General features: G+C 67.9%; 9 protein-coding genes. 4 read left to right on the top strand and 5 right to left on the bottom strand.

Translation table 11 applies throughout. The features are described 5' to 3' along the window. The coding region (locus AC07YS_RS29945) for a tetratricopeptide repeat protein (RefSeq protein WP_495275754.1) at window positions 1–530 on the bottom strand (530 nt) is incomplete at its 3' end. A 217-nt stretch (window positions 531–747) separates the two neighbouring features. Here AC07YS_RS29945 and tssJ point away from each other — a divergent pair. From tssJ to tssA, 4 genes are all read left to right on the top strand, one after another. Beyond that, entirely contained in the window at window positions 748–1,368 is a 621-nt protein-coding gene (gene tssJ / locus AC07YS_RS29940; RefSeq protein WP_062481131.1) for a type VI secretion system lipoprotein TssJ, read from the top strand. Window positions 1,369–1,447: 79 nt separating this feature from the next. Next, on the top strand, window positions 1,448–2,794 hold the full coding sequence (tssK, locus tag AC07YS_RS29935) for a type VI secretion system baseplate subunit TssK (protein ID WP_062481129.1): 1,347 nt from the start codon (window positions 1,448–1,450) through the stop codon (window positions 2,792–2,794). A gap of 16 nt (window positions 2,795–2,810) precedes the next feature. Then, window positions 2,811–3,608 carry a type IVB secretion system protein IcmH/DotU gene (gene icmH, locus AC07YS_RS29930; RefSeq protein WP_062481127.1) on the top strand — a complete coding sequence of 266 codons (798 nt, stop codon included), beginning with the start codon at window positions 2,811–2,813 and terminating at the stop codon, window positions 3,606–3,608. Next, a complete protein-coding gene (gene tssA / locus AC07YS_RS29925) occupies window positions 3,605–4,765 on the top strand; it encodes a type VI secretion system protein TssA (RefSeq protein ID WP_495269989.1) in 1,161 nt (386 codons plus the stop codon). Before icmH ends, tssA begins: the two co-directional genes overlap by 4 nt. A 43-nt stretch (window positions 4,766–4,808) precedes the next feature. On the opposite strand, the gene AC07YS_RS29920 is transcribed toward tssA, so the two are convergent. The 4 genes from AC07YS_RS29920 to AC07YS_RS29905 are packed head-to-tail and all read right to left on the bottom strand — an operon-like array spanning window position 4,809 to window position 12,002. Further along, on the bottom strand, window positions 4,809–5,651 hold the full coding sequence (locus tag AC07YS_RS29920; protein ID WP_159279614.1) for an OmpA family protein: 843 nt from the start codon (window positions 5,649–5,651) through the stop codon (window positions 4,809–4,811). 7 nt (window positions 5,652–5,658) lie between these two features. Beyond that, window positions 5,659–6,642, bottom strand: a complete 984-nt coding sequence (gene tagF / locus AC07YS_RS29915) for a type VI secretion system-associated protein TagF (RefSeq protein WP_095950376.1) — start codon at window positions 6,640–6,642, stop codon at window positions 5,659–5,661. Further along, a complete protein-coding gene (gene tssM / locus AC07YS_RS29910; protein WP_095950375.1) occupies window positions 6,639–10,505 on the bottom strand; it encodes a type VI secretion system membrane subunit TssM in 3,867 nt (1,288 codons plus the stop codon). Before tssM ends, tagF begins: the two co-directional genes overlap by 4 nt. Window positions 10,506–10,529: 24 nt before the next feature. Further along, on the bottom strand, window positions 10,530–12,002 hold the full coding sequence (locus AC07YS_RS29905; protein WP_495269990.1) for a hypothetical protein: 1,473 nt from the start codon (window positions 12,000–12,002) through the stop codon (window positions 10,530–10,532). Window positions 12,003–12,032: the final 30 nt, after the last annotated feature.

The following is a 12,032-nucleotide window of genomic DNA, read 5'->3' as shown; positions in this document are numbered from 1 at the left end:
GGGGCCGGGCTGGGGGCCGCGGCGCGGCGCGTGGGCGCCGGCCGGGCTTCGGGGCCAGCGGGCACCAGGACCGACAGGCCCAGGGTTTCGCGCAGCAGGGCGGCCAGGCGGTAGGCGTCGGCGTTGGCGTCGCCGCTCAGGCTGCTGTCCTTGCCCAGGTCCTCGATGGAGCGGGCCGCCAGGCGCAGGCCGCCCACGGCGGTGATGCTCTTGGCCTGCCGGCTGGAGGGGTCGCGGCGCAGCGACTCCTCGGCGGCCGAGATGGCCAGGCTGTAGCGGCCTTCGTTGAAGTAGATCTGCGCGATGCGCGACCACGGCTCACCGCGGGTCGGGTTGTCGGTGGCGAGCTGCTGGTACTGGCGGATGACGGGCGCCTTGTCGCCGGTGGCGGCTGCCGCAGCGGCATCGACCTCGGCCAGGCTCTTGTTGTAGGCCGCGGTGGCCTGGGCAACGGCCGCGTCCGGCGTGGTGGTACAGGCCGACAAAAAGACGGTGCTCGCAATGGCACCGGCAATCATCGTGCGCGACATGATTTTTCGAATCGACACATTCCCCCCTGATCTGACTTTTTAGCAGGCCGCAATCATTCATTAAATTGCGACCGTTGACAATAACAATACACGATACTACAGCCGCGTGGATGGCAAATGACGGGGGCGGATTAATGCTAATTTCCTAATCGAAAGTCATTTTCGAAATCGGTTAATCCTATTTGGTCCATCGAAATATTGTTACGGCTCGCTTTTAATGAAAATATTAATTACATCTGGCGCGCTGCTGGCCGCGTTGATGCTCGGCGGGTGCAGCTCGCCGGCGCTCACGATCGCCAACATCGCGCTCGAGGCGAGCGGACTGAAGAAGCCCGAGCTGCCCGAGTCGCAGAAGCCGCCGCGCAAGGTGACGATGTCGATCGCGGCGGGCAAGAACCTCAACGCCGACGGCCGCAACCGCCCGCTGTCCGTGGTGATGCGCATCTACAAGCTGAAGGAAACGACGGGCTTCTACCAGTCGTCCTTCGACGCCTTCGTCACGCCGGGTCGCGACAAGACGCAGCTGGGCGACGACCTCGTCGAGAGCCGCGAGATCACGCTCATTCCCGACCAGCAATACACCTGGACCGAGATGGTTCCGCGCAGCGCCAACGCGGTGGCCGTGGTGGTGTTGTTCCACTCGCCCGATGCACAGCGCTGGCGCTTCGCCTTCAACGCCGCGGACGCCGAGAAGACCGGCATCGTGATGGGCGCGCATGCCTGCGCGCTCACGGTCACGACAGGCGCGGTGGTGGGCCAGCAGAACGCACAAGGCGCCGCCCCCACGGGCGCGCTCAACCTGTTGGGGCCGGTAACTTGCCGGCCCTCGCCCGCCTGATCTGCAGCGACGGCGGGGCCGTTCAAGTCGACACGACGATGCGATACATTCAAAAAAAATTGTGGGGAGTTGATCCGACGTGAGCTATGCAGCCAAGGTCCTCTGGGGAGAGGGCTTGTTTCTACGCCCCCAGCATTTCCAGCGCCAAGACGCGTACCACGAGGCGCGCCTGCGCGCCACGGCGCAGACGCTGCATCCGTACTTCTGGGGCGTGCGCTCCATCAGCTTCGACCTCGATGCGCTGGCCAGCGGCATGCTGCGCGCCTCGCAGCTGTCGCTGGTGTTCCCCGACGGTGAACCCTACGCGGCGCCGCAGGCCGATGCGCTGCCCCCGCCCATCTCGCTGGACACGCTGAGCCCGGGCCAGAACGAGATCACCTTCTACCTGGTGCTGCACCCGGTGAAGGAGCTCGGCAAGAACTACACCGACCCCAACGAAGAAGGCTTTGCCGCGCGCTACACCAGCGACGCGACGCAGTCGCTCGACCTGTACACCAACGCCGTGAGCGCCGAGGTGGTGTTCCTGCGCAAGAGCGTGAAGCTCCTGGCCGACACCGAGCCGCGCGAGCAGTTCGTGTCGATCCCCGTGATCCGCATCCGCCGCACCGCCGCGGGCGGCTTCGAGATCGACCGCAGCTTCGTGCCGCCGTGCACCAGCATCGACGCCTCGCCCACCGTGTTCCAGCAGCTGCGCCGGCTGCTCGACGTGCTGCAGGCCAAGGTCAATTCGCTGTACGGCATCCACCGCGAGCCGAGCAAGAACATCATCGAGTTCCGCTCGGGCGACATCGCCTCGTTCTGGCTGCTGCACACGGCCAACTCGGCGTTCGCGTCGCTCTCGCACCTGTTCCATCACCCATCGCTGCACCCGGAGCGCCTGTTCCAGGAACTGCTGAGCCTGGCCGGCGCGCTGATGACGTTCGCCAAGACCTACTCGCTGAACGACCTGCCGGTGTACGACCACGAGAAACCGGGCCCGGCCTTCGCCGAGCTCGACCGCATCGTGCGCGACCTGCTCGACACCGTCATCTCCACGCGCTACTTCGCCATTGCGCTCACCGAGACGCGCAACGCCTTCTACCTGGGGCGCCTCGATTCCGGAAAGATCGACGAGAAGACCGTGTTCTACATGTCGGTCACCGCCAGCATGCCGGCCGCCGAGCTGGCCGAGGTGGTGCCGCAGCGCTTCAAGATCGGCGCACCCGAAGACGTCGACAAGCTCGTGCTCTCGGCCATGCCGGGCGTGCGCATCGTCTACGCGCCGCAGGTGCCGCCGGCCATTCCGATCCGCGCGGGTGCCTGCTACTTCTCCATCGACAGCAAGAGCCAGCTGTACGACCGCATGCTGCAAGCGCAGAGCGTCACCATCTACGCGCCGGCCGGCATCCCCGACATGCAACTCGAACTGATCGCCGTGACCGGCTGATCACCCGCCCGATCGTATGAACACCACCACCCTCAACAAGGCCCCTTCCCTGCTGGGCGCCGACGCGCCGCCGGCCTCGTTCACGCCGGCCGGCGTGGCGCCCGATGCCGACTCCAGCCTGCTCGACCTGCTGTACGACGGCTTCGTGATGCTGTTCCTGCTGAAGAAGAAGCAGCAGCCGGCCACCACCGAGCAGTTCCTCACGGGCATCCGCAACTACCTGGGCGAGTTCGAGCGCAACGCACGCAAGCTCGACGCCACGGCCGAGCAGATCCACGCGGCCAAGTACGCCTTCTGCGCCACGGTCGACGAGTTCGTGCTCTCGGCGCCCGAGTTCGCCATCCGCTCCGAATGGGAGCGCCGACCGCTGCAGCTCACGCTGTTCGGCGACCAGCTGGCGGGCGAGAACTTCTTCAACATGCTCGAGGTCGAGCGGGCCCACGGCGCCGCGCGCATCCAGACGCTCGAGGTGTTCTACATGTGCCTGCTGCTGGGCTTCCAGGGCAAGTACGCCATCGACGGCACCGAGAAGCTGGCCTACCTCACGGCGCGCGTGGGCGACGAGATCGCCAACGCGCGCGGCAAGCGCACGCCGTTCGCGCCGCACTGGCCGCTGCCCGACCTCATCTCGCACTCGCTCAAGCGCGAGGCGCCGCAGTGGGTGGTGGCCGCGCTGTTCGCGCTCATCGGGCTACTGGGCTTCATCGGCCTGTCGGCGCACCTGGGCAGCACCACGCAGGGCGCGCTCGCGAGCTACCAGGACATCGTGAAGCTCGGCCCGCGCCAGGCCAACCTGACGATCTCGCTGCCATGACCACGGCCGCGACGAACCGCCTCGACCTCGCGGCCCTGCTGGCCCCGATCTCGGAGGCCAAGCCCTGCGGCGAGGACATGCTGTTCTCGCGCGAGTTCGACGCCATCCAGGAAGCGCGCAAGCACGACGACCCCTCGCTCGAACAGGGCGAATGGGTCATCGAACTGAAGGAGGCCAACTGGCCCTTCGTGATTGCCGAGTGCGACAAGCTGCTGCGCGCCTCCACCAAGGACCTGCGGCTGGGCGTGTGGCTCACCGACGCGCTGGCCAGCCAGCGCGGCTTCGAGGGGCTGGCCGACGGCTACCGCCTGCTCAGCGGCCTGTGCCGCCAGTACTGGGACGAACTGCATCCGCAGCCGGAGGGCGGCGACATCGAGATGCGCATCGGCACCGTCACCTGGCTGATCTCGCGCTCGGTCGAGCTGCTGCAGCGCGCGCCCATCGTGAGCGACGGCCACACCGGCCACAGCGCGCTGGTCTGGGAGACCGCGCTGGCGCTCGACCAAGCCATCCGCCGCACGCCAGCGCAGGCCGACGAGCTGCAACGCAACAAGGTGACGGTCGACCAGTTCGACCGCCTGCGCCGCGCCACGCCCGCGAAGTTCCTGCAGAAGACGCACCGTGACGTGCAGGCCTGCGAGCAGGCGCTGGCCGAGTTCGAGGCCGTGTTCGACGAACGCACCGCCTCGAACGGCCCGAGCTTTCGCGCCGCGAAGGACGCGGCCACGGCCATCCGCCAGACCGTCGAGCGCTTTGCGCGCGAGGCCGGCGTTCCGATCGACAACGGCGCGGCGCAGCAAGCCACCGCCGCTGCACCGGCCGCCAGCGCACCGGCTGCCCCGACCCGCATCGAACCCGTCTTCGACGCCGCCATGCCCCATTCATCTCCCACCTACCACGCGGCGGTGCATGTGCCCGCCGCGTTGCCGCCCGGCATCCACAGCCGCGCGCAGGCCATTGCGCAGCTCAAGGAAGTGGCGGCCTATTTCGAGCAGACCGAGCCCTCGAGCCCGGCCGCCTACATGGCGAACAAGGCCGCGCGCTGGGCCGACATGCCGCTGCATGCCTGGCTGCGCAACGTGATCAAGAACGAGCAGGAGCTGGCGCAGCTGGTGGACCTGCTCGATTTGCCCAAGGGCGACGACGAGTCGCGCTGACTTTGCGCTGAAAGAAAAAGGCCCGCGTTGCGGGCCTTTTTCGTTAGCGTCCGACGCGGAACTCGATGCGCCGGTTGCGCGAGCGCCCCTCGTCCGTCGCGTTGCTCGCCACCGGCTGGTCCGGGCCCACGCCCGAGGTCGTGAGCGTCATCGGGTCGATGCCCTTGCCCACCAGGTAGCCCTTGACCGATTCGGCGCGCGACTGGCTCAGCGCCAGGTTCGACGTGCGGTTGCCGGCGTTGTCGGTGTGGCCCACCACCGCCACCGACTTGTTCGTGAGCTTCTGCAGGATCGGCGCCATCTCGTCGAGGATGGCGCGGCCCTTGCCCGTGAGCGTGGCGCTGCCCAGTTCGAACTCGATGGTGCGGTTGGCCAGCGCCTGGTCGACCGCGATCTGCTCCGACGCGGGCACGCGCAGGCTGTTCTTGATGGTGTAGGTCGGGTTGAGCGAATTCGCCATGTCGCTCACGATCTTCTGGCGCAGCGCCTCGTTGCCGACCTCGCCGCTGAGCGCCATCTGCGTGCCCTCGATCTGGAGCTGGCCGCGGTGGATGTCCTTGAGCGAGGGCGTGATCAGCCGCTGCACGTTGGCGCTCCAGTTGGCCGGCATGCTGACGGTGTTCACCACCTCGATCTTGTCGATCACGCCGCTGGGCCCGTAGACGCGGCGCAGCGCCTCGATGACGGCGATGCGCGTGGCTTCGTCGGGCACCTGCCCGCCGGCCACGACCGGCTCGCCCTTTCCGACGGCCGCGGGCGTGGTCTCTACGCGGGCGGCGGTGGCGCCCGCCGCGGGTGGTTGTTGGGGTTGCTGGGCCTGCACGGCCGGCACGAGCGCGAGCCCGCAGGCCATGGACAGCACGAGAACGCGCAAAGAACAATTCATGACCGTGTCATTCCCCGATGAAGACTTCGCGAAAGGCGGTGAGCACGATGTCCAGCGGCAGCTGCGGCTGGTCGAGGTAGCTCACCAGCTTGAACATCGCGTAGTTGCTGTGGATGGTGTCCTCGACCCACTCCGGGTTGTCGATGTCGATGTTGTGCTCGGTGTAGACCTGCGGATGCAGCACGCTTTGCAGGCTGCGCGGCGACAGGCCGTTGAAGCCGATCACCAGCCGCGAGCGGCCGTCGATCTCGGTGACCAGCAGCACCAGCTCGAAGTCGGCCTTGGCCAGGAACTGCGACACCATCTCGAGCCAGAAGGTGGCGATCAGCGAGCGGTCGACCGGGTCGCGCGGCAGCGGCAGCGTGAGCCCCTTTTCCAGGTGCGACACGGCACTGGCCATCACCGGCTGCAGCAGCAGGCCCAGCGCCAGGATGGCGCGGCGCAGCGACACCTTGTGGCCGTCGAAGTTGAGCATCTGCTCGATGCGCAGCAGGCTGGTGTCGCGCGTGAACGCGGCATAGGTGGCGCGCGAGGCCGACTTCTTGAAGCCGGTCTCGATGGCCGGGTCGATGGCCTCGAACTTCTTCAGCTCGTTGTCCAGGTCGGTGCCGGCCGCCAGCGACTGCACCTGCACCGCCATGCGGTCCCAGTAGGGGCCGATGAGCATCGGCGCGCCGCGCATGAAGTCGAGCGCCTCGTCCACGTCCACCGAGGTGGCCGCCAGGAACGGGTAGCGGCGCGACGACTCGTCGCGGCTGGGGCGCACGTGCCCCGCAATGGCCACGCGACTGCGCGAGCCCAGGCACACGAAGTGCATCGGCGCGGCGTTGTCGTAGATCAGCTTCCAGCGCGGGTCTTCCGACAGCATCTCCATGGTCTGCGACAGCCAGTGGTCGAACACCTTGATGAGCTGCGGGTTGTACAGGCCCTTCACGAAGTCGCCGCGTCCGGGCAACTTGCCGAAGTAGCACAGCTGTTGTGGCGCGCTCATTTGCCTGCTCCCCCTGCCTGCACCGGCGCCTGGGCCGGTGCCTGAACCGCTGCGGGTGCTGCTGCGCGCGGCACACCGATCTCCGCGACCGTCGACGGCAGCACCGTGCCGCGCAGGCCCTTGCCCTGCGGCGAATCGCCGCCCGACCCGGCCGACTGCGTGTTCTGGATCACGCGCAGCTTGACGGTCACGCTCGCGTTGTCGCGCGCCCACGTGAGCTCGAAGCTGCCGTCGGGCAACTTGGTGCGCTGCGCCGTGCTGAGCAGGCGCTCCAGGCCGAAGTTGCCCGGCTCGTTGATCAGCTCGACCGTGCGCCCGTCGAAGGTGACGGCGGTGATCTTCGCGCCCGGCGTGCCCTGTGCGTTGGGCCAGACGAAGTTGGACCACTGCGGCGGCGTGTTGCGGTAGCGCAGCTGCTGGCCGTCGATCTCGACCATGTATTCCGTCAGGCCCGACACGGGCTGCGGCAGGATCTGGAACAGCGTCTGCGGCTGCGCGCTGCCGCCGGCCCCGGCCGCGGCACCGCCCGACAGCGGCGCCACCCACTGCGCGAAGCCGTTCACGAAATCGGGGCTCAGCGTGAGGCCCTGGTCGCCCCAGGCGCGCGGCGACAGCAGGTCGCCGCGGCGGATCACCAGCGAGCCCAGCGTGGTCGTCACGAACTTGCCGATGGCGCCTTCAGGCCCGAAGAACTGCGCGATCTCCGCCGGCGAGGCCTCGATCTTCGCGCTCGCCGAGAACGGGTACTTGGTGGCCAGCGACTGCTGGAAGGGCTGGTGCACCTGCGCGCTCCAGATCTTGTTGACCTCCACCGCCGTCGGCTGCACCGTCACCGCATAGGCCTGCAGCAGCGGGCGCACCAGCAGCGGGCGCAGCGCCTGGCGCTGCGCGGCGTCCATGCCGGTGAGCATCTGCTCGTCGACGTACTTGAGCGCGTCGGCCAGCTCGGAGCCGTTGCCTTCCAGCGTCTGCTGCATGAGCTGGCGCGCGCCCGGACCGGGGTCGCCCTGGTTCTTGATCTGGTTGAAGCGCCCGCGCAGCTTGGACAGCGTGCCCAGGTAGCCGCGCAGCAGCGAGGTGTTGTCGCGCTCGACCACCAGGCGTGCCACGCCCGCGAACTCGCGCCCGATCGGGCCCATCGGGATTTCCGTGGCGCCGCCGTTGAGATCGACGTTCACGTTCACCTGCGACGGCGTGGCGCGGCTGAAGAGGCGCTTGAACCAGTTGAAGGCGCCGGTGCGCGCCTGCTGCAGGCCGGCGTTGACCAGCGAGGGGTTGTCCCACGAGGTCTGGTCGTACACGGTGTCGAAGACCTTGCGGATCGGCGAGTTCTGCGGATCGCCGAGCTGGTTCATCGCCACCACGGCCTGCTCGAAGCTGCCCATGTCCTTCACCGCGATGCCTTGCAGGAAGCGCTGCCACTCCTTGGCGTACTCCAGCTTGTACATGGTGGCCAGCGTCTTGCGGATCTGCTCCGGGCTGCCTTCGAGCGTCAGGTCGTCGTTGCCGGCGACGTTGAGCACCCAGTCCTTGCTCGAGGTTTCCTTGTTGGCGGCGTCGCGGATCGCGTCGTCCACGTACTGCTGCCAGGCCTCGCGCGTGAACGCGCCCGAGATGGCAACGCTGCCGGCGAGGGTGCCTTCGGCTTCGGCGCTGCTGGCCGTGGCCCCGAGGATGCGCGCCACCGTCATCGGCGCGAAGCGCGTGGAGGCGCGCGCCTTGATCTCGGCGTACACGCGTTCGCGCGCCGGCATGCCGCGCACCACGCGGCGCAGGTTGTCGCGTGTCTGCTCGACCAGCGCGAGGTTGGTGTCGGCCAGCGCGGGCCAGTTGTCGTCGCCCACGCGGCGCAGGTAGAAAGTGATCATGCGTTCGGCATCACGGATGACCGCCGCGCGCGGCATGTCGCCACGGTTGCTCTCGAGCCAGCCGCGCCAGAAGCGCGAGATCTGGTCAGTGAGGTGCGCCGTTTCCACCTGCCGCTTGTCGGACAGCATGAGGTAGGTCTTGAGCGCGTTGTAGGCGTCCTGCACATCGGCCGGCGAGGAGCCGGCATACAGGCCGCCGCCTTCCGGCACTGCGGCGGGTGCCGTGGTGGTCGTGGCACCGGCGACCGGCAACGGCGCGGGCGATGCGCCGCCCGTCAGTGCGGCCACCGCGTCGGCGCGCTTCAGGCGGTCGGGGTGCGCGTTCACCTCGCGCAGGAAGGCCTGCAGGTTGTCCGACACCGGTGCGAGCATGAGCTGCTTCACGCCGCCGTAGTACTCGGCCACCAGCTTGTCTTCGAGCTGGTTGCCCTGGTACAGGCCCAGCGACAGCGACAGCGGCCGGTCGTTGCGGAATTTCTCGAGCTGCTCGATGCGGTCCTGCAGGATGCCCAGCGCCTCGAAGCGCGTGCGCAGGCCGTTGTCGCTGGCCTGCAGCTTGACCACCTTGTCCAGGTCGGCCTGCACGTTCTCCACCAGCTGCCGGTTGCCGAGGTACGACCAGGTCCAGCCGCCCAGCAGCAGGCCCAGCACGGCGACGAAGGCGAAGAAGCTCACGTAGCGCACGCGCGCCTTCACGGGGCTGGAGAACTGCCGCACCGTCTTCTTGTCGGCAAAGATCACCTTGGAGAACAGGTCGCGCAGGAAGAACCCGTTCTGCGAATAGATTTCCTTCGACTTGGTGGCCGCGTTGCTCAGCGTGAGGCCGAAGCGCTTGGCGATGCGCTCGGTCGACAGGCTGCGCATCGTGCCTTCCTGCAAGGCGCTGGTGAAGTAGAAACCGCGGAACACCGGCTTGTGCTGGAACGGGTTGCTCTCGAACAGCGTGGCCAGGAAGGCGCGCAGCGCGGGCTTGATAGCCGCGAACTCGAGCGGGAAGATCAAGAGCTCGGGCGACGGATCGCTGCTGCGGTGGTTCGCGAAGTGCGAGACGCTGATTTCCTTCAGGCCCATGTAGAGCTCGTCGAAGCGCTTGTCGAACAGCGCCACGGCGTCCTGCTTCTCGTCGCCGTCGTAGGGCAGCGAGGCGCCCCACACGCGGTCGCGCTCCATCTTGTCGCTGTCGCCGAAGAATTCTGCAAAGCCGGTGATCAGGTCGGCCTTGGTGAACATCACGTACACCGGCGCGAACACTTCGAGCCGCTCGGTGAGTTCCTGCATGCGCTGGCGCAGGTTCTTGGCGAGCTGGATCGCGAAGTCGGGCCGGCTGCCGATCAGCTCGGGAATGCTGGCCGTGATGATGATCCCGTTGATGGGCGCCTTCGGCCGGTACTTCTTGAGCAGGTCGAGGAAGCCGAACCACTCCTTGCGGTCTTCCTGGTGGATGGAATAGCGCCCCGCCGTGTCGAGCACGATGCCTTCGGTGGTGAAGAACCAGTCGCAGTTGCGCGTGCCGCCGATGCCCTGGATCACCGCGTTGCCCTTGTCGGCGAACGGGAACTGCAGGCCCGAGTTCAGGATGGCGCTGCTCTTGCCCGCCGCCGGGTTGCCGATGACCATGTACCAGGGCAGCTCGTACAGCGCCTCGCTGCCCGACATCTGCCCGATCTTCGAGGTCTTGATGGTCTTCACCGCCTCGACCATGCGCCCGCGCAGCTCGTCGATCTCGGCCTTGCGCTCGGGGTCGCTGTCGCGCACGGCGGCATCGGCCTGGTCCTCGAGCATGTCGCCGAGCTTGCGGTTGGCCGCGCGCGTGCGCATGCGCCGCACGAACCACACCAGCAGCCACAACAGCAGCAGCACCACGAAGATGCCGACGGCCCAGATCGCGCCGACTTCGAGCGTCTGCGCCCCGAGCAGCAGGAACGCGCCGAGCGCGATGGCGCCGATCACCGACAAGGTGCGCGGATCGGCCAGGAAACTGAAGAATCGCCGCATAGAAGTTTCTGGAATCGGTCCTGTTTAAGTAGCGGGTGACGCGGGGCTCGCAGGGCCGGCCAACAAGGCCGTTCGGGCGAGCGCGTCCTGCACGGAAATGGCGAGCACATGCCGTGCATCGCGCGCAGCCAAGTGGCACGCGAGCACGACGGTGCTCATGTCGGCCGCGGCCCCCAGGTGACCCAGGGTGGCGCAGACAGAGAGGTTGTTTTCGAAGGGCACGTGCGGCAGCCGCTCCTGCACAAGCTTGGCCACTTCGGTGACGCGGCTGGTGCGGTGGTCGGCGTCGCTCACGACCCAGTCGATCTGGGCGATCGCGAGGGCCGACGTAGCCATCAGATGTTGGGCAAAGCGATCGAGCAGGCTGGCATCGGGCGTGCGCGCCGTGTCGGCCGAGGCCTCGCGCTGGCCGCTTGCGCTGCGCGACAGGCGCACGGCCTCGGCCGGTGCCAGCAGTGCATCGCCGGCGCGCACGAGCAGCAGGCCCGCGGCGGCTTCGCCCGGCACGCGGCCCTTGCGGCGCGTGGCGGTGTACAGCAGGCCGTCGGCCTCCCAGCGCGCGATGCTGGCTTCAGACACCGAGGAGTCGGCCGCCAGCGCGATCCACAGCGCGGGCCTTTGCTCGCGATGCAGCGACAGGCTGATGCGGTCGAGCAGCGCCATGGCCGACACGCCGTCTTCGCTCTTGAAGCAGTCGACAAGCCAGCGCTGCGAGGCATCGCCCTCGCGCACGCGCTGCTGCACCCACTGCGTGGCGAGCACGCGTTCGCTCTCGCTCCATGCACCCGGCAACAGCAGCGAGAGGTTCAGCTGCGGCGCCGCCGCCGGCCCCGGGATGACGCCGCCGCTGGACACGAAGCGCCCGGGCGCGCGCACCGAGAGTGCATCGCCGGCGTTCGCGATCGCCTCGGCCGCGGACGCCAGCAGCTCCTGCAGCACGTCGGACATGAGATGGATGGCGCGCAGCCGGTCGTCAGGCAGCGCATCGATATCGAAAGCTTCGCCGGCCGGTTGCAGGCTTTCGCGCAGGTGCTCGCGCAGCTCGTTCTCGTCGATGCCTTCGACGCGGCCCGCGATGACGGGGAAGCCTTCGCCGTCACGCAGTTCGGGAACGAGCTCTGGCGTCTGCGCCTGGCCGATCGCGGTGGCCACCGTGTCGGCATCGCTGCCGCGCGGCGTGCGAAGGGCGAAGGCGAGCACGGCCATCTGCAGGCGCTCCTGCGAGGCTTCGGGTGCTACGGCATTCGATGAGGCGGCGGCGCCTGCGGCCACCGTTGCGCCCGCTGCAGGCAACGCAGCAGCGGGTGCGGCCGTGAAGATGCGGCGCAGCACCACATAGAAGAGCATCAGCGCGAGCGGCAGCACCACGAGGTAGAGCACGATGTCGCTCGTGCTCGGCATGCGCGCCGTGTACTGCCAGTAGACGATCACGAGCACCCACACCGTGATGAACACGGCGCAGGCCAGGAGCACGGGCTTGATCAATCGCGACAGCATCCGGAGTTTTCGAACGCCTGCGTCACGCAA

The organism is Variovorax sp. GW458-11-26-14-LB1, from assembly GCF_059423965.1.
The sequence above is the reverse complement of the archived record's forward strand: the minus strand, read 5'-3'. Positions and strand labels throughout refer to the sequence as shown.